Raw genomic sequence first — 18404 nt, forward strand, 5'->3', positions numbered from 1 at the left:
GCTGCCTTCGCGAGCAAGCCCGCTCCCACACAGTTATTTTGGTAACCATGAATTCCAGGCAAAAAGAAGCCCCGCATTTGACGGGGCTTCTTTATATCGGAGTTGATCAGCTGCCTTTCACAGCCTTGCCGTTGACCGTACCGTCCTGGAGCATGATGTTGTACTCCTTGCCGTCGGTCTCGACCTGTTGCAGGCGCACCAGCAGGTAGTCCCAGTCCTTGGCGAACCAGAGCACGGTGATGCGTTTGCTTTGTGTCGGATCGCGCACGCGCTCGACTTTGATCGCGTCGATCTGGCCGGCCTTGGTGTCTACCTTCTCGGCGCCTAGCACGCGGAAGTCGTAGGTATCGACTTCGCCATCGTCGACCACCTGATAACTCATGCTCTTCTTGCCGGCCGCGACGTCGTGCTGCAGGGCCAGTTGATAAGTCGATTTGTCGACCATGCCACGGTTGAGCGGCAGCTTGACCGCGTCGCCGCGATCGGTGCCGGTGACCATCTTGGCGTTCCAGTCGAAGTCCAGGTCGGCCTTCTTGGCCTTGCCCAGGCCGCCGCGCTCGAAGTGGTAGGACTGTGGCAGCAAGGTGTCCTTGTCCAGGGTCAGGGTGCTTTCTTCGGTCAGGCTGGCGATCATCATCGAAGCCTTGAAGCTGAGCTTCCAGGTGCCGTTGGCCTCCTTGGTCAGGCTGCGCTCGGCGGTGCCGCTCATCGGCAGCTGTTTCCAGTCGGCGGTGTAGCTGGCGGAGAACGGTTGAAGTTCCGAAGCCTGTGCCAGGGGCAGGGCAAGCAGAGCGCAAGCGAAGAGCAGGGCGCGACGCATAATATCTCCTAGTGTCGAATCAAATGGCCGCTGGCCGGCAATAACTGGCCGTCCAGTGAGGCACCGCGGTCGTCGAGGGTCAGCCGTCCTTCGGCAAACCAACGCACGGCCATCGGGTAGATCTGGTGCTCGCGGGTGTGAACCCGTTGCGCCAGGCTTTGCGGCGTGTCGTGCAACTCTACCGGTATTACCGCCTGTACGACCAGTGGTCCGCCATCGAGTTCCTCAGTGACAAAGTGCACGGAGCAGCCGTGCTCCGTGTCGCCGGCCTCCAGCGCTCGCTGATGAGTGTGTAACCCTTTGTATTTGGGCAGCAACGAGGGATGGATATTGAACAGGCGGCCCTGGTAGTGACGCACGAAGCCGGCGCTGAGGATGCGCATGAAGCCAGCCAGCACCACCAGTTGCGGATTGAAGGTGTCGATCTGTTCAATCAACGCGGCGTCGAAGGCTTCGCGGCCTTCGAACGCCTTGTGATCCAACACGCGGGTGTCGATCCCCGCGTCCCGGGCGCGTTGCAGGCCGTAGGCGTCGGCGCGGTTGGAGATCACCGCGCGGATGCGGACCGGGCTGTCGCCGGTCCGCGTGCTGTCGATCAGGGCCTGCAAGTTACTGCCGGTGCCGGACAGCAGCACCACGACATTACAGGTTGCGGACATCAGTGCGCCTTAAGGTTTTTCAGCTCGACCTGGGCAGCGCCTTCGGCGGCGGTGGCGATCTGACCGATGACCCATGGCTGCTCACCGGCTTCACGCAACACGTTCAGGGCGGTCTCGACGTGCTCCTGGGCCACGCAGATCACCATGCCCACGCCACAGTTCAGCACGCGGTGCATTTCAGTCTCATCGACGTTGCCTTGTTCCTGCAGCCAGTCGAACACCGCCGGGCGGGTCCAGCTCGCCACGTCGACCACCGCCTGGGCGCCTTTTGGCAGCACGCGCGGGATGTTGTCGAGCAGGCCGCCGCCGGTGATGTGGGCCATGGCCTTGACGGCGCCGGTGTCCTTGATCAGCTTGAGCAGCGGCTTGACGTAGATGCGGGTCGGCGCCATCAGCAGGTCGCTCAGCGGCTGGCCGTCGAGCTGGGTGTTTTCGATGTCGGCACCGGAGACCTCGATGATCTTGCGGATCAGCGAGTAGCCGTTGGAGTGCGGACCGGAGGAAGGCAGGGCGAGCAGGGCGTCGCCGGCAGCGACTTTCGAGCCGTCGATGATCTCGGCTTTTTCCACGACGCCGACGCAGAAGCCGGCCAGGTCGTAGTCTTCGCCTTCGTACATGCCAGGCATTTCAGCGGTTTCGCCACCGACCAGCGAGCAGCCGGACAATTCACAGCCGGCGCCGATGCCGGTCACGACCTGGGCGGCGGTGTCGACGTTCAGTTTGCCGGTGGCGTAGTAGTCGAGGAAAAACAGCGGCTCGGCGCCGCAGACCACCAGGTCGTTCACGCACATGGCCACCAGGTCGATGCCGATGCTGTCGTGCTTGTTCAGGTTCAAGGCCAGGCGCAGCTTGGTGCCCACGCCATCGGTGCCCGAGACCAGCACCGGTTGCTTGTAGCCGGCCGGGATCTCGCAGAGGGCGCCGAAACCGCCCAGGCCGCCCATGACTTCCGGGCGCGCAGTGCGCTTGGCGACGCTCTTGATGCGTTCGACCAATGCTTCACCGGCGTCGATGTCTACACCGGCGTCCTTGTAGCTCAGGGAGGGTTGCTTGCTCATGATCCAGGCCTTTAGGGGGGATTTCTGGGTAACGACCGACCGCCCGGGCCATTGAATAACCGTTGTACGAATTATTCCGGGTGCCCAGCGATTGCCGGTCTGCGAAGGCGCGCGATTTTATCAGGCTTGAGGGGCAGCGGCCATCCTCGCGCCGACGGGCAGGGACATATCCACGGAAAAAAACCGATATTTCTTATATTGGTACTGCGCGGCGCGGCTGTATAAGGTGTAGCAGTAAGCGGCGAGGGTGATGACCGTGGGAAACTTGCACCGGGTGGGTGAATGTTTTGCCGGGTGCCGTGGTCACAGCCATGCTCAATCTTCTTCACACGGCCTGTTCCAGCCGTTACGTCCGGGAATCTTCCATGCGTTTGTTCAAATTCTTGTCCGTGGGCTGCCTGTCGCTGATCAGCCTGGCGAGCCATGCCGAAACAGTGAATGGCCTTTATCAAGTGCTCGAGCCGGTCAGCAACCAGACGCCGGAGGAGCGTAACCAGGCGACATTGCGTGCCCTCGATACGCTGGTGCTGCGCCTGACCGGCGACGCCAAGGCCGCGCAGAACCCCGGCCTGGCGGCGATCCGCAAGGACCCGCAGCAGATCATTCTGCAATACGGCTACGATGCCGGCCCGCCGGAAAGCCTCAAGGTGGACTTCGACCCGGCGAGCACCGAGCGGGCCTTGCGCTCGGCCGGGCTGTCGCTGTGGGGCGCGAACCGACCGTCGATCCTCGGCTGGTGGTTGAACGATTCGGCCGAGGGTTCCAGCCTGGTGGGCGACGGTCAGGCCAGCGCCGTGCCGCTACGGCGCGCCGCGCAACATCGGGGCCTGGCGCTGCACCTGCCGTTGGCGGACTTGAGCGAACAGCTTGTCGCCACCGCGCCGAACCTGGAAGGCAGCGACCCGGCGCCACTGCGCGATGCGTCGCAGCGATATGCAGCAGATGCCTTGCTGGCGGTTCACGCCAAGGAGGAAGGCGGGCAGTGGCACGGGACCTGGCGCCTGTGGCTGGGCGATCAGCGTGAGCAGGGCACGGCCCAGGGCGCCGACGCCGCCGCCCTGGCCGATGCGGTCATGCTGGCGGTAAACCAGCGTCTGGCGCCGCGTTTCGTGGCCAAGCCGGGCGTGGCGACTGAACAGTTGCTGCAAGTGCAGGGCATGAACCTTGAACGCTACGCCGCCCTTGGACGCTTGCTCGAACCGTTTGGCGGGCAACTGCAACGGGTCGATGGCGACCAGATCGTCTATCGGGTCAACGGCAGCGCCGAACAGCTGAAGGCGCAGTTGGCCCTGGCAAAACTCCAGGAAGTCCCGGCCGGTGAGCCTGTTGCGCCAGAGCCGGCGGCCCAGCCTGCCGCCGATGGCTCAGTCCCGTTGGCAACGCCTGCACCGGCCCCGGCGGCCAACTTGCGGTTCCGTTGGTAGGTTTTCTTTCTTTATATAGCTAGGAGTGGTTCATGGGCGATACGCGGCGTTGGTTCTGGTTGGGCGGGGTGGCCCTGCTGTTCGCGTTTATCTATCTGCTGCACCCGATCCTTACGCCGTTCCTGGTTGCGCTGCTGTTGGCCTATCTGTTCGACCCGGTGGTGGATCGCCTGGAGAAATTCGGTCTGTCGCGGACCTGGGGCGTGGTGGCGGTGTTTGCGCTGTTCACCCTCATTGTCGGCGCCCTGTTGCTGGTGTTGATCCCGATGCTCGCCAAGCAGTTGGTGCGCCTGTATGAACTGGCGCCGCAAATGCTCGATTGGTTGCAGCACAGCGCGGTGCCATGGGTGCAGTCGAAGCTGGGGCTGGCGGACGGGTTCTGGAAGTTCGACAAGGTCAAGGCCGCCATCAGCGAGCACATGGGCCAGACCACGGATATCGTCGGCGTGGTCCTGAGCCAGGCCACGGCCTCGAGCCTGGCGCTGATCGGCTGGCTGGCGAACCTGGTGCTGATCCCTGTGGTGGCGTTCTATCTGTTGCGCGACTGGGACCTGATGATGGCGAAGATCCGCAGCCTGCTGCCGCGTCATCGTGAGGAACACATCATGAGCCTGACCGGTGAATGCCACGAAGTGTTGGGCGCATTCGTGCGCGGGCAATTACTGGTGATGGTGGCCCTGGGCTTCATCTATGCCGCCGGGCTGATGCTGGTGGGGCTGGAGTTGGGGCTGCTGATCGGCATGATCGCCGGGCTGGCGGCCATCGTGCCGTACATGGGCTTTGTAATTGGTATTGGCGCGGCGTTGATCGCCGGGTTGTTCCAGTTCGGCGGCGACCTGTACCCGATGGTAGGCATCGTAGCGGTGTTCATGGTCGGGCAGGCCCTGGAAGGCATGGTGCTGACGCCATTGCTGGTGGGTGATCGGATCGGCCTGCACCCGGTGGCGGTGATCTTCGCGATCCTGGCCGGTGGCGAGTTGTTCGGCTTCACCGGGATCCTGCTGGCGCTGCCGGTGGCTGCGGTGATCATGGTGCTGGTGCGGCACATGCACGATCTGTACAAGGATTCGGACATCTACAGCGGCGCCGAAGACCCCGAGCTGTAGGGCGAACGCCAGGGAAACCGTCGTCGGCGTTCCCTGGCGCTGCAAACCTTTGATTTTGCTCGTGGTCCGGCGCATTGTGCGGTCCGCCCCACGGGTATAAACTTTGCCAACTTTACACAGAGGCCACTAACGGTTCCCCGCAACCGTTCAGTCAGCATGAAACCGATTCAGCTGCCCCTAGGTGTGCGTCTGCGTGATGACGCCACCTTCATCAATTACTATCCAGGCGCCAATGCCGCTGCACTCGGCTATGTCGAGCGGCTTTGCGAAGCCGACGCCGGCTGGACGGAGAGCCTGATTTATCTGTGGGGCAAGGATGGGGTAGGGCGCACGCACCTGTTGCAGGCCGCCTGCCTGCGGTTCGAGCAGTTGGGCGAGCCGGCGGTGTACCTGCCGCTGGCCGAATTGCTGGATCGCGGCGTTGAAATCCTCGACAACCTGGAGCAGTACGAACTGGTCTGCCTGGACGATCTCCAGGCCGTGGCCGGCAAGGCGGATTGGGAGGAAGCGCTGTTTCATCTATTCAATCGGCTGCGCGACAGTGGTCGGCGGTTGCTGATCGCCGCCTCGACGTCGCCGCGGGAGCTACCTGTCAAACTGGCGGATCTCAAGTCCCGTCTCACCCTGGCGCTGATATTCCAGATGCGCCCGCTTTCCGATGAAGACAAACTCCGGGCATTGCAGTTGCGCGCTTCCCGGCGTGGACTGCATCTGACCGATGAGGTCGGGCATTTCATTCTGACCCGGGGCACCCGCAGCATGAGCGCGCTGTTCGAATTGCTCGAACGCCTCGACCAGGCTTCGCTTCAAGCCCAGCGCAAGCTGACTATTCCTTTTTTGAAAGAAACCCTGGGCTGGTGAAAGCTTGTTGGGGCCCGCTTTTGTGGCGAGGGAGCTTGCTCCCGCTTGAGTGCGAAGCGCTCACAAAAAAGGGTCTGCTGCGCAGCCCAGCGGGAGCAAGCTCCCTCGCCACAGTGGGTTGCAGGCTGCGCGACGTTTAAAATGGGCTTAAGCGCTTAGATGTGCGGGTGAAACCGAGAAGTCACATTGGCATCGATTGAATTTGCAAATGGACTCGATAGAGGGCATAGTCTCGCCATCTTTACTACTACAGCCACGGTCGTGCCCATGCTAAATCGCTTCGCACCCCTCGTGCCTCTCGCACTCGTTACCCTGTTGTTCGGTTGCGCTGCCCACACTCCAGTGACCCAGCAAGTGCAACAACCACAGGTCAAGAATTCCGTTACCGCGCAGTCTTCCTCCGTATTGTTCCAGGAAGAAATAGCCGATGACAAAGAGCTGGCGGCCTTCGCCGGCAGCAAGCCTTATCAGCTCCCCGTGCTGGCCGACAGCATCCTGGAACGCGGCATGTCCCTGATCGGGACCCGCTACCGTTTCGGCGGCACCTCCGAGGCCGGCTTCGATTGCAGCGGTTTCATCGGTTATCTGTTCCGCGAAGAGGCCGGCATGAACCTGCCGCGCTCCACTCGCGAGATGATCAACGTGAACGCCCCGCTGGTGGCTCGCAACCAACTGGAACCCGGTGACCTGCTGTTCTTCAGCACCAATGGTCGTCGCGGTCGCGTCAGTCACGCCGGGATCTACCTGGGCGACAACCAGTTCATCCATTCCAGCAGCCGCCGCAGCGGTGGCGTGCGAATCGACAGCCTGGGCGATAGTTACTGGAGCAAGACCTTCATTGAAGCCAAGCGCGCCCTCGCGATGGCACCGACTGTGGTCACCGCTCGCAAGTAAGCGCACAGTTTGTAAGGCAAACTTAAAGTGTTACTTGAAGTTTGCCTCATAGCCGCTAGAATCCTTGATCATTGATTGATGGCAATCCGCCTGCGTACTACGCGGGCGGGTCTGTTTTCATGCCCACGGCAGAAAAAGCCGCATCCAGATCAGGATTGTTCTGCATATGTCGACGTCGGCCCGCCTTGCTCTCATGTGTCTCGCCGCGCTGCTCAGCGCTTGCGCCAGCCGCACACCACCGCCCGCCCCGGTACGGGCCCCCGTGGTCTTTGCACCCTCGCAACCTTTTTCCCCAGCGGCTGAAGATGTGCTTTTCCGGGCACTGGGCTTGGTGGGGACGCCGTACCGCTGGGGCGGCAACACGCCGGATTCAGGTTTTGATTGCAGTGGCCTGATCGGCTACGTTTACCGCGATGCTGCCGGTATTTCCCTGCCGCGCTCCACCCGCGAGATGATCAGCATGCGCGCGCCGGATGTCGGCCAGGATGCGTTGCAGACGGGTGACCTGATTTTCTTCGCCACCAATGGCGGCTCGCAGGTCAGTCATGCCGGGATTTATGTGGGGGAAGGGCGCTTCGTCCATGCACCGGCTACCGGCGGCACGGTCAAGCTCGACAGCTTGTCCAAGGCCTATTGGCAGAAGGCCTATCTGAGCGCCAAGCGGGTGCTGCAGCCGGAGCATCTGGCGCGTAATCCCTGACAACTGAGCTCGCCACAGCCGGATGGATTTTGTGGCGAGGGAGCTTGCTCCCGTTCGGTTGCGTAGCAACCGCCAAGAACCGGGGCCGCCGCACAGCCCAGCGGGAGCAAGCTCCCTCGCCACGGGGTTATTTCAAAGACCGGTTACTTACCCGACACCCGCCAGATCTTGTTCCCCACATCATCGGCCACCAACAATCCACCCTGTTTATCGATCACCACACCCACCGGCCGCCCCTGGGCTTTCTCGTCTGCGTTGAGGAAACCGGTCAGCACATCCACTGGCTGCCCAGCCGGCTTGCCGCCAGTGAACGGTACGAAAATCACTTTATAACCACTGTGGGGCTTACGGTTCCAGGAGCCGTGTTGCCCGATGAAAGCGCCTTCGGTGAACGGCGCAGGCAGGCCGCTGCCTTCGGCGAAAGTCAGGCCCAGTGAGGCGGTGTGGGGGCCGACGGCGTAGTCCGGCGCGATGGCCTTGGCCACCAATGCCGGGTTCTGTGGTTCGACCCGCACGTCGACGTTCTGCCCGTAATAGCTGTAGGGCCAGCCATAGAAGGCGCCGTCCTTGACCGAAGTGATGTAGTCCGGCACCAGGTCGCTGCCGATCTCATCCCGCTCGTTCACCGCGGTCCACAGCGCGCCGCTGCGCGGTTCCCAGGCCAGGCCGTTGGGGTTGCGCAGGCCCGAGGCAAAAATACGGTGCTGGCCGCTGGCCCGGTCGACCTCCCAGATCGCCGCACGGCCTTCTTCGGCTTCCATGCCATTCTCCGCGACATTGCTGTTCGAACCGGTGGTGACGTACAGCTTGCTGCCGTCCCGGCTGGCGATCACATTCTTGGTCCAGTGATGGTTAAGAGTGCCGCCGGGTAAATCGACGACCTTGGTCGGCTCTGCCTTGATCTGCGTGTCGCCTTCCTTGTAGGGGAAGCGGATCAACCGGTCGGTGTCGGCAACGTACAGGTCATTGCCCACCAGCGTCATGCCGAACGGGGAGTTCAGGTTCTCCAGGAACACCGTGCGGGTTTCGGCAATACCGTCGTGATTGCTGTCGCGCAGCAACGTGATGCGGTTGGGGCTGGGCACGCCGGCCCCGGCGCGACCCATGACTTTTTTCATCACCCAACCGCGGATGCCCTTGGCGTCGTCCGGCTTGGGCGGCGCGTTGGTCTCGGCCACCAGCACATCGCCATTGGGCAGCACGTAGAGCCAGCGAGGATGGTCCAGGCCCTCGGCGAACGCGTCGACTTGCAGGCCCTGGGCCGGGGTTGGCTTGGCGCCTTGCGGCCAGCCGACGGCTTCGGCGATGTTGACGGTAGGAATCAGAGTCTTGTTGGGTTCGGGCAGTTTCGGCGCCGGGCCGGTGCCGTCGGAAACCTGCAAGGTCGACGACTCGCCACAAGCAACGAGCCCGGCGGCGAGGGCGACGATCAGAAGATGAGGTGGCTTGAACATGCTGGCTTCCCTATGAATGCACGTGGTTATTCATAGAGAAGCGTAGACCGGCGATGGTTCAACCTGTGGTCATGCCAGAACCTTGTGGGTGGAGTCAGCCATGAGCCTGCTTGAACAACACCGCGATGCCCGGATGATAGTGGCCGCTCTCGTTGCGCAACTTGCGGTAGGCATAGGGGAAATACCAGGCCACGGCGCAGGTGTTTTCCTTCTGCAAGTCGTCGAGCATGTCTTGCAGCTCTTCTGGCGTGGCGCTCTGTTGGGCTTTTTGTGGTGCGACGAACAGGCAGCCCAACTTCAGGTCGCTGGCATAGCTGATGCGTCTGGCGTCGCTGGCGGCTTCCGACAGCGGTTGGCTCAGGTTCAGGTTGCTGACCTTGGGCCAGCGCTGGGTGGCCTGGATGAAGGCGCGCTCGTCGGCGCTGGCGATGAGCAGATCGGCGTTGACGTTGCGTTCGCCTTCTTCGTTCTGCTTGCGGGTCGGGGCGTTTTGCAGGGTGACCATCTCGGCCATCCATGCGGCAGCGGACAGCAGGCCGAGGTTGGCGCGCTCATCGAACCAATAAGGGGTGTCGTTATCGCCGCGCACCGCGTTGTAGCGGTCGATACAGTCGAACCAGCGCTCCAGCATCGGGCGCAGGAATTCCAGTTTCGGATTGCTGATGATCATGCCTTGCATGCCAGTTGCCCTCTTATTTTTGTGATATCGGGTCGTAATGTCTCTTTGATATCACTTGCTATAGCCTGGCACAAGATTGGCGTCACTTTATTGATCCGGGCCAATGTCCGGCGTCCGGCTTTAATTGACGCTCCACCCCCAACCCTCTAACCTTCGCGGCTTGTTTCAGGTGCTCTGTGGCGATGGCCGACAGAGTGAAACAGGGAAGCCGGTGAGTGCACACAAACCCGGCGCTGCCCCCGCAACGGTAAATGAGTCAAGGTTGTCCACAAGCCACTGTGTCCATGGACATGGGAAGGCGCGCAACCCGGCATCGCGCCGCTCATGAGCCCGGAGACCGGCCTGATTCATCCAACGGCATCACGGTGGGCGATGCCAGGCGTCTTGCCGTCCTTTTTGCCCGCCCGCCGTTTCAATCCCAACGGAGAGCTCCCCATGACCGACACGCCTGATCGCGACGAACGCCACCTGGCGCGCATGCTGCGCAAGAAAGCCGTGATCGACGAGCGCATCGCCAACTCACCGAATGAATGCGGCCTGCTGCTGGTTTTGACCGGCAACGGCAAGGGCAAGAGCAGCTCGGCATTCGGCATGTTGGCGCGGGCCATGGGCCACGGCATGCAATGCGGCGTGGTGCAGTTCATCAAGGGTCGCAACAGTACCGGTGAGGAACTGTTTTTCCGCCGCTTCCCGGAGCAGGTACGCTTTCATGTCATGGGCGAAGGCTTCACCTGGGAAACCCAGGACCGCCAGCGCGACATCGCCGCCGCCGAAGCGGCCTGGGCCGTCTCGCAGCAATTGCTCAGCGACCCGGCCATCGGCCTGGTGGTGCTCGATGAGCTGAACATCGCCCTCAAGCACGGATACCTCGACCTCGATCAAGTCCTCAGCGATTTGCAGGCACGTCCGCCGATGCAGCATGTGGTGGTGACCGGACGTGGCGCCAAGCCTGAGATGATCGAGCTGGCCGACACCGTGACCGAAATGGGCATGATCAAGCACGCATTCCAGGCGGGTATCAAGGCGCAGAAAGGCGTCGAACTGTGAGTGATGCCGCCATGACCCGCCGCCATTGTCCGGCGGTGTTGATCGCCGCGCCTGCCTCGGGGCAGGGCAAGACCACCGTCACCGCCGCGTTGGCCCGCTTGCATCGCAACCAAGGGCACAAGGTGCGTGTGTTCAAGTGCGGCCCGGATTTTCTCGACCCGATGATCCTGGAGCGTGCCAGTGGCGCGCCGGTCTATCAATTGGACATGTGGATGGTCGGCGAGCAGGAAAGTCGCCGGCTGCTGTGGGAAGCCGCCGCCGAAGCCGATCTGATCCTGATCGAAGGGGTGATGGGGCTGTTCGACGGCACGCCGTCCAGCGCTGATCTGGCGCGGCACTTCGGCGTGCCGGTGCTGGCGGTGATCGATGGCACGGCCATGGCCCAGACCTTCGGCGCCCTGGCCTTGGGCCTGGCGCGTTATCAGCCGGACTTGCCGTTCGCCGGGGTCCTGGCCAATCGCGTCGGCACCGTGCGCCACGCGCAGTTGCTCGAAGGCAGCCTGACCGAAGGCCTGCGCTGGTACGGCGCACTGTCGCGGGAAACCGGTATCGAATTGCCCAGCCGCCACCTGGGGCTGGTCCAGGCCAGCGAGTTGAACGACCTGGATGTGCGCCTCGATGCCGCCGCCGATGCCCTGGCCGGCAGTTGCGAAGTGGCGCTGCCGCCCGCTGTCGAGTTCGCTGCCCCCGAAGTGATCTGCCCCGAGCCATGGCTCGCCGGCGTACGCATCGCCGTGGCCCGGGACGAAGCGTTTGCCTTCACCTACGGTGCGAGCCTTGACCTGCTGCGGGCCATGGGCGCGCAATTGAGCTTCTTCTCGCCGATTCGTGACAGCGAACTGCCCGAAGCGGACAGCCTGTACCTGCCCGGTGGTTACCCGGAACTGCACCACGTTGCCCTGGCGCAGAACACCCCGATGCTGGCGGCGATCCGCGCCCATCATGCCGCCGACAAACCCTTGCTCGCCGAGTGCGGCGGCATGTTGTACCTGCTGGACTCCTTGACTGACGTTGAAGGCATCCGCGCCGAACTGCTCGGTTTGCTGGCCGGTGAGGCGCAGATGCAAAAACGCCTGGCGGCCCTGGCGCTGCAATCGGTGGACCTGCCCGAAGGCACCCTGCGTGGACACACTTATCATCATTCGTTGACCAGCACGGAGCTTGAGCCGATTGCCCGCGGGCACAGTCCCAATGGTGGGCGTGGGGCGGAGGCGGTTTTCCGGGAGGGGCGGATGACGGCGTCCTATGTGCATTTTTATTTTCCGTCCAATCCGCGGGCGATTGCCGCTTTGTTTGCGCCTGATCTTGAAGCCGCCTTCGCGGGCAAGCCCGCTCCCACATTGGATGGGTGTTCACAATTCCCTGTGGGAGCGGGCTTGCTCGCGAATAAACCATGACCGACAACGCATTCCCCCAGGCCGAACGCGACGCTATCTACCGTGCCATCGCCGAGCGCCGTGACATGCGCCATTTCAGCGGCGGCACGGTCGAACCGGCGTTGCTGCGCCGTTTGCTGGAAGCTGCCCACCAGGCCCCCAGCGTCGGCCTGATGCAACCGTGGCGCTTCGTCCGCATCAGCGACCGCGCCTTGCGTGGGGACATCCACCAGTTGGTGGAGCAGGAGCGGATCCGCACCGCCGAGGCCTTGGGCGAGCGCAGCGATGAGTTCATGAAACTCAAGGTCGAAGGCATCAACGATTGTGCCGAAGTACTGGTGGCGGCGTTGATGGACGACCGCGAGCGGCACATTTTCGGCCGGCGGACCTTGCCGGAAATGGACCTCGCCTCACTGTCCTGCGCGATCCAGAACCTATGGCTGGCCTCCCGCGCCGAAGGGTTGGGGATGGGTTGGGTCTCGCTGTTCGAGCCCCAGGCCCTGGCCGATCTGCTCGGCTTGCCCGCCGGGGCCAAACCGCTGGCGATCCTGTGCCTGGGCCCGGTCGAAGGCTTCTACCCGGCGCCGATGCTTGCCCTGGAAGGCTGGGCGCAACCGCGTCCGCTGCATGAACTGCTGTATGAAAACCGCTGGGGAGTGAACCCATGAGTGTCGCCTTGCTCAGTGCCGCCGCAGTGGCGCTGGATGCGCTGCTGGGTGAGCCCCGGCGCTGGCATCCGCTGGTGGCGTTCGGTGGCTTTGCCGATCGCATCGAACAGCGCTTCAATTCCGGTGGGCGCGGCTGGCGCAGCCATGGGGTGACGGCGTGGTTCATCGCCGTGGTGCCGTTGACCTTGCTGGCGACGGCGCTGTCGTGGGCGCCGATGGTCGGCTGGCTGGTGGAAATCCTCGCGCTGTACTGCGCCCTTGGCCTGCGCAGCCTGGGTGAACATGTCGAGCCGGTGGCGCGGGCGTTGCGCAGCGGCGATCTGGACGAGGCGCGCAAGCGGGTGGGCTATCTGGTCAGCCGTGAGACTGCCGAGCTGGACGAAACCGCCGTGGCCCGGGCCGCCACCGAGTCGGTGCTGGAAAACGGCAGCGACGCGGTGTTCGCCGCGCTGTTCTGGTTCGCCGTGGCCGGCGCGCCGGGCGTGGTGCTGTACCGACTGAGCAATACCCTCGACGCCATGTGGGGTTATCGCAATGAACGCTTCGAGCGCTTCGGCTGGGCGGCGGCAAAAATCGATGATCTGCTCAACTACATTCCGGCCCGTCTGGTGGCGCTGACCTACGCACTGCTGGGAAAAACCCGACTGGCCTTGAAGTGCTGGCGTACCCAAGGCCCGACTTGGGACAGCCCGAATGCCGGGCCGGTCATGGCCGCCGGTGCCGGTGCGCTGGCTGTCGAGCTGGGCGGGGCAGCGGTGTATCACGGCGAGCTGCACCAGCGTCCGCCGTTGGGCGAAGGCGTGCCAGCGAGCGCCGACTCCATCGATCGTGGCTGGCAATTGGTTCAGCGCGGGGTATGGTTGTGGTTGCTGATCCTCTGCCTGGGAGCTGAATTCTATGCTTGAGCACGGCGGCCGCTTGCGTAACGCGGCGCTGCAATACGGCATCGCCGAGGCCGATTGGCTCGACTTGTCCAGCGGCCTCGCGCCGTGGCCCTTCGACGTCCCGGCGATACCGCTGCGCGCCTGGGCGCGTTTGCCGGAAACCGACGACGGCCTGGAACAGGCAGCCTGCGATTACTATGGCGCCGAGCAGCTGTTGCCCGTGGCCGGTTCGCAGATGGCGATCCAACTGCTGCCGCGCCTGCGCCGGGCCGGCAAGGTCGGCGTGCTGTCGCCGTGTTATGCCGAGCACGCCGAAGCCTGGCGCCGCAGCGGCTACATCGTGCGCGAAGTGCTCGAAGCCGAAGTGGACTTCTTCCTCGACAGCCTCGACAGCCTCGACGTGCTGGTGGTGGTCAACCCGAACAACCCCACGGGCCTGAGCCTGGACCCCGAGCGTCTGCTCGATTGGCATGCCCGCCTGGCCCAGCGCGGTGGCTGGCTGGTGGTGGATGAAGCCTTCATGGACGTCACCCCGCAACTGAGCCTGGCGGCGCATGCTCATCAGGTCGGGTTGATCGTGCTGCGTTCGTTCGGCAAGTTTTTCGGCCTGGCCGGAGTTCGCCTGGGGTTCGTCCTGGCCGAGCGGCACTTGCTCAAGCTGCTGGCTGAACAGGTCGGGCCGTGGGCGGTCAGCGGGCCGACCCGGGTGCTGGGCCAGGCGTGCCTGCTGGACAGCGCCGCCCACGTCCGCCAACGCCAACGCTGCGAAGCAGCCAGCCAACGGTTGGCATTTACGCTGGAGCGTCACGGATTCAAACCGCAAGGCGGCTGTGGATTGTTCCAATGGCTGACCACCGGACACGCCGAGGATCTTCACGATTTCATGGCCCGTCGCGGCATCCTCTTGCGGCTGTTCGCGAGCACCAGCAGCCTGCGCTTCGGGCTGCCAGCCGATGACCGCGAATTCTTGCGCCTTGAACAAGCCTTAGAAGCCTACGCCAAGGACACCCCATGACCACGTTGATGGTGCAAGGCACCACGTCCGATGCCGGCAAAAGCACCTTGGTCACGGCGTTGTGCCGCTGGGTCCGCCGCCAGGGCGTCGGCGTGGTGCCGTTCAAGCCGCAGAACATGGCGCTCAACAGCGCGGTGACCGCTGACGGCGGTGAAATCGGCCGCGCCCAGGCGGTGCAGGCCCAGGCGGCGGGCTTGGAACCGCACACCGACATGAACCCGGTGCTGCTCAAGCCCAATAGCGACACCGGCGCCCAGGTGATCATCCATGGCCGCGCCGTTACCAGCATGAACGCCGTGGCCTATCACGATTACAAAGCCATCGCCATGCAAGCGGTGCTGGCCTCCCATGACCGCTTGAGCGCGGCCTATCCCGTGGTGATGGTGGAAGGCGCGGGCTCGCCGGCGGAGATCAACCTGCGGGCCGGCGACATCGCCAACATGGGCTTTGCCGAGGCGGTGGACTGCCCGGTGCTGCTGATTGCCGACATCAATCGTGGCGGCGTATTTGCCCATCTGGTCGGCACCCTCGAGTTGCTCTCGCCCAGCGAGCAGGCGCGGGTCAAGGGCTTCATCATCAACCGCTTTCGCGGCGACATCGCCTTGCTGCAACCGGGCCTCGACTGGCTGGAGGCGCGCACCGGCAAGCCGGTGATCGGCGTATTGCCCTACGTCATGGACCTGCACCTGGAAGCCGAGGACGGTCTCGACCGACGCCAGACCGACAAAGCCGATCAGGTACTCAAAGTGGTGGTGCCGGTGCTGCCGCGCATCAGCAATCACACGGATTTCGATCCGCTGCGCCTGCACCCGCAGGTCGACCTGCAATTCATCGGCCCCGGCCAGGCGATCCCGCCGGCCGACCTGATCATCCTGCCCGGCTCGAAAAGCGTGCGCAGTGATTTGGCCTACCTGCGCGCCAATGGTTGGGAAACGGCGATCACTCGTCACCTGCGCTACGGCGGAAAATTACTGGGCATCTGCGGCGGTTTGCAGATGCTCGGCCAGCACGTCCACGACCCGTTGGGCCTGGAAGGAGCGGCGGGTTCTAGTGCCGGGCTCGGGCTGTTGGCGTTTGAAACGACGCTGGAACAAGAGAAACAGTTGCGCAATGTGCGCGGGCGGCTGGCGCTGGAAGCGGCCGAGGTCAGTGGCTATGAGATTCATGCGGGTGTGACCACGGGGCCCGCGTTGGAACATCCGGCGGTGCAGTTGGACGATGGCCGTTGTGACGGTGCCCAGAGCCCGGACGGGCAGATTTTCGGGACCTACCTGCATGGGCTGTTCGAGTCGCCACAGGCCAGCAGTGCGTTGCTGCGTTGGGCCGGGTTGGTGGATGTGCAGACGGTGGACTACCACGGCTTGCGCGAGCGGGACATCGAGCGGTTGGCGGATCTGGTGGAGAAGCATCTGGATACTGGGCTGTTGCGTGAGCTCTGTGGGATTTAGGGTGGGTGTACTGGCGCCTTCGCGAGCAAGCCCGCTCCCACAGTTGATTGTGGGCACCGGACTAAAAGGGAGTGACTCCCACACTTTGAAATGCATTCCCCTGTGGGAGCGGGCTTGCTCGCGAAGGCGTCAGTCGCCACACCGCCAATAAAAGGTAAACCACCATGCTCCAACTGATCCTCGGCGGCGCCCGCTCCGGCAAGAGTCGCCTGGCTGAAAAACTCGCGGCGGACACCGGCTTGCCGGTGACCTACATCGCCACCAGCCAACCCCTGGACGGCGAGATGAACGAACGTGTCGCCCAACACCGCGCACGGCGTCCGGCGCAATGGGCACTGGTGGAAGAGCCCCTGGCCCTGGCCCTGGTCCTGCGGGAAAACGCCGCCGCCGACCGCTGCCTGCTGGTGGATTGCCTGACCCTGTGGCTGACCAACCTGCTGATGCTCGACAACCCCGAACAACTGAACACCGAGCGCGAAGCCCTGCTGGATTGCCTCGCCACGCTGCCCGGCGAAATCATTTTTGTCAGCAACGAAACCGGCATGGGTGTCGTGCCCCTGGGCGAGTTGACTCGCCGTTACGTCGATGAAGCCGGTTGGCTGCATCAAGCTTTGGCCGAACGTTGTCAGCGCGTCGTGCTGACCGTTGCCGGATTGCCCCTGACTCTCAAAGGTACTGCGTTATGAATCACCGCTGGTGGCTGGACCCATGCAAGCCCCTCGACACCCAGGCCCTGGAACAGGCCGCGGCCCGTCAGCGGCAACTGACCAAACCGGCCGGCTCCCTCGGGCAACTGGAAGCGGTGGCGGTGCAACTCGCGGGGCTGCAAGGGCAGGTCAAGCCGCGCCTGGATTGCTTGTGGATCGCGATCTTTGCCGGCGACCACGGCGTGGTGGCTGAAGGGGTATCGGCCTTCCCGCAGGAAGTCACCGGGCAGATGCTGCACAACTTCGTCAGCGGCGGCGCGGCCATCAGCGTCCTGGCGCGGCAGTTGGGTGCCTCGCTGGAAGTGGTGGATCTGGGCACCGTTACCCCGTCGCTGAACCTGCCCGGCGTACGCCATCTGAACGTCGGCCCCGGCACCGCGAACTTCGTCCACGGCCCGGCGATGACCGAGGGCCAAGGCGAACAAGCCTTGCAAGCCGGGCGCGACAGCGTTGCCCGCGCTATCGCCGCCGGCGCCCAATTGTTCATCGGCGGCGAAATGGGCATCGGCAACACCACGGCCGCCAGCGCCCTGGCCTGTGCTCTGCTCGATTGTCCGGTGGTCCATCTGGTCGGCCCCGGCACCGGGTTGGACGCAGCGGGCGTCAATCGCAAAGCCCAAGTGATCGAGCGCGCCCTGGCGCTGCACGCCGCCCAATCCAACGACCCGTTGCAGACCCTGTTCAACCTCGGCGGTTTTGAAATCGCCGCCCTGGTCGGCGCGTACCTGGCCTGCGCCCAGCAGGGCGTCGCGGTGTTGGTGGACGGCTTCATCTGCAGCGTCGCGGCGCTGGTGGCGGTGCGCCTCAACCCCGAGTGCCGACCCTGGCTGCTGTTCGGCCATCGCGGCGCCGAGCCCGGCCATCGCCATCTGCTGGAAACCCTCGGCGCCGAACCGCTGCTCGACCTCGGCCTGCGCCTGGGCGAGGGCAGTGGTGCGGCGCTGGCTGTGCCGCTGTTGCGCCTGGCCTGCGACCTGCACGGGCAGATGGCAACGTTTGCCGAAGCGGCCGTGGCGGATCGCCCGGCATGACCTTGCGCCTGGACCTGCTGCGACACGGTGAAACCGAGCTGGGCGGTGGGCTGCGCGGCAGCCTCGACGACGCCTTGACCGCCAACGGCTGGCAACAAATGCAAGCGGCGGTCGCCCAATGCGGGCCGTGGGATCGGCTGATAAGCTCGCCGTTGCAACGTTGCGCCCGTTTCGCCGAGCAACTCGGCGCCCGTCTCGGTATTCCGGTGCAGTTGGACAAGGACCTGCAAGAACTGCATTTCGGCGCCTGGGAAGGCCGGAGCGCGGCGGCGTTGATGGAGACCGACGCCGAAGCCCTGGGCCGGTTCTGGGCCGATCCCTACCGCTTCACGCCGCCCGAAGGCGAACCGGTGCTGGAGTTTTCCAACCGCGTGCTGGCGGCCATCGAACGCCTGCATGCCGCTTACGCCGGTCAGCGGGTTCTGCTGGTCAGCCACGGCGGCGTGATGCGCCTGCTGCTGGCCCAGGCCCGGGGCTTGCCCCGTGAACAACTGCTCAATGTCGAAGTCGGCCACGGCGCGTTATTTGCCCTGCGAGTGACGTCCGGTCCAACGCTGGAAGAGGGGGGCTGAT

The 18404-nt window shown here is 64.0% G+C and carries 19 protein-coding genes and 1 riboswitch; of the genes, 14 read left to right on the plus strand and 5 right to left on the minus strand.

Going from position 1 to position 18404, the window contains the following annotated elements; genetic code table 11:
* Positions 1-106 precede the first annotated feature (106 nt).
* From RGM2987_RS13030 to purM, 3 genes are read right to left on the minus strand one after another with little or no spacing between them, the layout of a single operon-like run.
* A complete protein-coding gene (locus RGM2987_RS13030; protein WP_245141682.1) occupies positions 107-820 on the minus strand; it encodes a DUF3108 domain-containing protein in 714 nt (237 codons plus the stop codon).
* 8 nt (positions 821-828) lie between these two features.
* Positions 829-1479: a phosphoribosylglycinamide formyltransferase gene (gene purN / locus RGM2987_RS13035; RefSeq protein WP_245141684.1), complete on the minus strand. Its 651-nt coding sequence runs from the start codon at positions 1477-1479 to the stop codon at positions 829-831.
* Positions 1479-2537, minus strand: a complete 1059-nt coding sequence (gene purM, locus RGM2987_RS13040) for a phosphoribosylformylglycinamidine cyclo-ligase (protein WP_245141688.1) — start codon at positions 2535-2537, stop codon at positions 1479-1481. The genes purN and purM overlap by 1 nt, the downstream gene beginning before the upstream one ends.
* 365 nt (positions 2538-2902) lie before the next feature.
* Between purM and RGM2987_RS13045 the strand changes: the two genes are divergently transcribed.
* The 5 genes from RGM2987_RS13045 to RGM2987_RS13065 all read left to right on the plus strand — a co-directional run bounded on the left by RGM2987_RS13045 (position 2903) and on the right by RGM2987_RS13065 (position 7522).
* Complete coding sequence (locus tag RGM2987_RS13045) at positions 2903-3961, plus strand: DUF2066 domain-containing protein (protein WP_245141691.1); 1059 nt, start codon at positions 2903-2905, stop codon at positions 3959-3961.
* 32 nt (positions 3962-3993) lie between these two features.
* The gene (locus RGM2987_RS13050; RefSeq protein ID WP_245141693.1) at positions 3994-5067 is read left to right on the plus strand and encodes an AI-2E family transporter; all 1074 of its coding nucleotides are present in this window, start codon (positions 3994-3996) and stop codon (positions 5065-5067) included.
* 156 nt (positions 5068-5223) lie between these two features.
* Positions 5224-5928 (plus strand): DnaA regulatory inactivator Hda, encoded by a 705-nt coding sequence (hda, locus tag RGM2987_RS13055; RefSeq protein ID WP_003178999.1) that lies wholly within the window; start codon positions 5224-5226, stop codon positions 5926-5928.
* 267 nt (positions 5929-6195) lie between these two features.
* Positions 6196-6822, plus strand: coding sequence for an NlpC/P60 family protein (locus tag RGM2987_RS13060; RefSeq protein WP_245141695.1), 627 nt, complete (start codon positions 6196-6198; stop codon positions 6820-6822).
* A 166-nt stretch (positions 6823-6988) separates the two neighbouring features.
* Positions 6989-7522, plus strand: a complete 534-nt coding sequence (locus tag RGM2987_RS13065; RefSeq protein WP_245141698.1) for a C40 family peptidase — start codon at positions 6989-6991, stop codon at positions 7520-7522.
* A gap of 143 nt (positions 7523-7665) precedes the next feature.
* Here the strand turns inward: RGM2987_RS13065 and RGM2987_RS13070 are convergent, their stop codons facing one another.
* Both RGM2987_RS13070 and RGM2987_RS13075 read right to left on the minus strand, forming a co-directional pair.
* Entirely contained in the window at positions 7666-8976 is a 1311-nt protein-coding gene (locus RGM2987_RS13070) for a sorbosone dehydrogenase family protein (protein WP_245141700.1), read from the minus strand.
* A gap of 94 nt (positions 8977-9070) precedes the next feature.
* Positions 9071-9655, minus strand: a complete 585-nt coding sequence (locus RGM2987_RS13075) for a hypothetical protein (RefSeq protein WP_245141703.1) — start codon at positions 9653-9655, stop codon at positions 9071-9073.
* A gap of 150 nt (positions 9656-9805) precedes the next feature.
* Positions 9806-10016: riboswitch (cobalamin riboswitch) on the plus strand.
* Positions 10017-10090: 74 nt separating this feature from the next.
* On the opposite strand from RGM2987_RS13075, the gene cobO reads away from it, so the two are divergent.
* The 9 genes from cobO to cobC all read left to right on the plus strand — a co-directional run bounded on the left by cobO (position 10091) and on the right by cobC (position 18403).
* Positions 10091-10702, plus strand: coding sequence for a cob(I)yrinic acid a,c-diamide adenosyltransferase (gene cobO / locus RGM2987_RS13080; protein WP_245141706.1), 612 nt, complete (start codon positions 10091-10093; stop codon positions 10700-10702).
* An 11-nt stretch (positions 10703-10713) separates the two neighbouring features.
* On the plus strand, positions 10714-12099 hold the full coding sequence (locus RGM2987_RS13085) for a cobyrinate a,c-diamide synthase (RefSeq protein WP_245141765.1): 1386 nt from the start codon (positions 10714-10716) through the stop codon (positions 12097-12099).
* On the plus strand, positions 12096-12746 hold the full coding sequence (bluB, locus tag RGM2987_RS13090) for a 5,6-dimethylbenzimidazole synthase (protein WP_245141708.1): 651 nt from the start codon (positions 12096-12098) through the stop codon (positions 12744-12746). Before RGM2987_RS13085 ends, bluB begins: the two co-directional genes overlap by 4 nt.
* Complete coding sequence (gene cbiB / locus RGM2987_RS13095) at positions 12743-13651, plus strand: adenosylcobinamide-phosphate synthase CbiB (protein WP_245141711.1); 909 nt, start codon at positions 12743-12745, stop codon at positions 13649-13651. The genes bluB and cbiB overlap by 4 nt, the downstream gene beginning before the upstream one ends.
* On the plus strand, positions 13644-14645 hold the full coding sequence (cobD, locus tag RGM2987_RS13100) for a threonine-phosphate decarboxylase CobD (protein WP_245141713.1): 1002 nt from the start codon (positions 13644-13646) through the stop codon (positions 14643-14645). Before cbiB ends, cobD begins: the two co-directional genes overlap by 8 nt.
* Positions 14642-16093: a cobyric acid synthase gene (locus RGM2987_RS13105; RefSeq protein ID WP_245141715.1), complete on the plus strand. Its 1452-nt coding sequence runs from the start codon at positions 14642-14644 to the stop codon at positions 16091-16093. Before cobD ends, RGM2987_RS13105 begins: the two co-directional genes overlap by 4 nt.
* A 164-nt stretch (positions 16094-16257) precedes the next feature.
* Complete coding sequence (cobU, locus tag RGM2987_RS13110; RefSeq protein ID WP_245141718.1) at positions 16258-16779, plus strand: bifunctional adenosylcobinamide kinase/adenosylcobinamide-phosphate guanylyltransferase; 522 nt, start codon at positions 16258-16260, stop codon at positions 16777-16779.
* Positions 16776-17831, plus strand: a complete 1056-nt coding sequence (gene cobT, locus RGM2987_RS13115) for a nicotinate-nucleotide--dimethylbenzimidazole phosphoribosyltransferase (RefSeq protein WP_245141720.1) — start codon at positions 16776-16778, stop codon at positions 17829-17831. The genes cobU and cobT overlap by 4 nt, the downstream gene beginning before the upstream one ends.
* Positions 17828-18403 carry an alpha-ribazole phosphatase family protein gene (gene cobC / locus RGM2987_RS13120; protein ID WP_245141723.1) on the plus strand — a complete coding sequence of 192 codons (576 nt, stop codon included), beginning with the start codon at positions 17828-17830 and terminating at the stop codon, positions 18401-18403. The genes cobT and cobC overlap by 4 nt, the downstream gene beginning before the upstream one ends.
* Position 18404: the final 1 nt, after the last annotated feature.

Origin of the sequence: Pseudomonas sp. RGM2987, assembly GCF_022952855.1 — a bacterium.
Taxonomy (GTDB): domain Bacteria; phylum Pseudomonadota; class Gammaproteobacteria; order Pseudomonadales; family Pseudomonadaceae; genus Aquipseudomonas.

Coding starts and splice junctions, on each gene's coding strand:
- RGM2987_RS13030 (WP_245141682.1), bottom strand. CDS start 820: ATGCGTCGCGCCCTGCTCTTCGCTTGCGCTCTGCTTGCCCTGCCCCTG.
- purN (WP_245141684.1), bottom strand. CDS start 1,479: ATGTCCGCAACCTGTAATGTCGTGGTGCTGCTGTCCGGCACCGGCAGT.
- purM (WP_245141688.1), bottom strand. CDS start 2,537: ATGAGCAAGCAACCCTCCCTGAGCTACAAGGACGCCGGTGTAGACATC.
- RGM2987_RS13045 (WP_245141691.1), top strand. CDS start 2,903: ATGCGTTTGTTCAAATTCTTGTCCGTGGGCTGCCTGTCGCTGATCAGC.
- RGM2987_RS13050 (WP_245141693.1), top strand. CDS start 3,994: ATGGGCGATACGCGGCGTTGGTTCTGGTTGGGCGGGGTGGCCCTGCTG.
- hda (WP_003178999.1), top strand. CDS start 5,224: ATGAAACCGATTCAGCTGCCCCTAGGTGTGCGTCTGCGTGATGACGCC.
- RGM2987_RS13060 (WP_245141695.1), top strand. CDS start 6,196: ATGCTAAATCGCTTCGCACCCCTCGTGCCTCTCGCACTCGTTACCCTG.
- RGM2987_RS13065 (WP_245141698.1), top strand. CDS start 6,989: ATGTCGACGTCGGCCCGCCTTGCTCTCATGTGTCTCGCCGCGCTGCTC.
- RGM2987_RS13070 (WP_245141700.1), bottom strand. CDS start 8,976: ATGTTCAAGCCACCTCATCTTCTGATCGTCGCCCTCGCCGCCGGGCTC.
- RGM2987_RS13075 (WP_245141703.1), bottom strand. CDS start 9,655: ATGCAAGGCATGATCATCAGCAATCCGAAACTGGAATTCCTGCGCCCG.
- cobO (WP_245141706.1), top strand. CDS start 10,091: ATGACCGACACGCCTGATCGCGACGAACGCCACCTGGCGCGCATGCTG.
- RGM2987_RS13085 (WP_245141765.1), top strand. CDS start 10,714: ATGACCCGCCGCCATTGTCCGGCGGTGTTGATCGCCGCGCCTGCCTCG.
- bluB (WP_245141708.1), top strand. CDS start 12,096: ATGACCGACAACGCATTCCCCCAGGCCGAACGCGACGCTATCTACCGT.
- cbiB (WP_245141711.1), top strand. CDS start 12,743: ATGAGTGTCGCCTTGCTCAGTGCCGCCGCAGTGGCGCTGGATGCGCTG.
- cobD (WP_245141713.1), top strand. CDS start 13,644: ATGCTTGAGCACGGCGGCCGCTTGCGTAACGCGGCGCTGCAATACGGC.
- RGM2987_RS13105 (WP_245141715.1), top strand. CDS start 14,642: ATGACCACGTTGATGGTGCAAGGCACCACGTCCGATGCCGGCAAAAGC.
- cobU (WP_245141718.1), top strand. CDS start 16,258: ATGCTCCAACTGATCCTCGGCGGCGCCCGCTCCGGCAAGAGTCGCCTG.
- cobT (WP_245141720.1), top strand. CDS start 16,776: ATGAATCACCGCTGGTGGCTGGACCCATGCAAGCCCCTCGACACCCAG.
- cobC (WP_245141723.1), top strand. CDS start 17,828: ATGACCTTGCGCCTGGACCTGCTGCGACACGGTGAAACCGAGCTGGGC.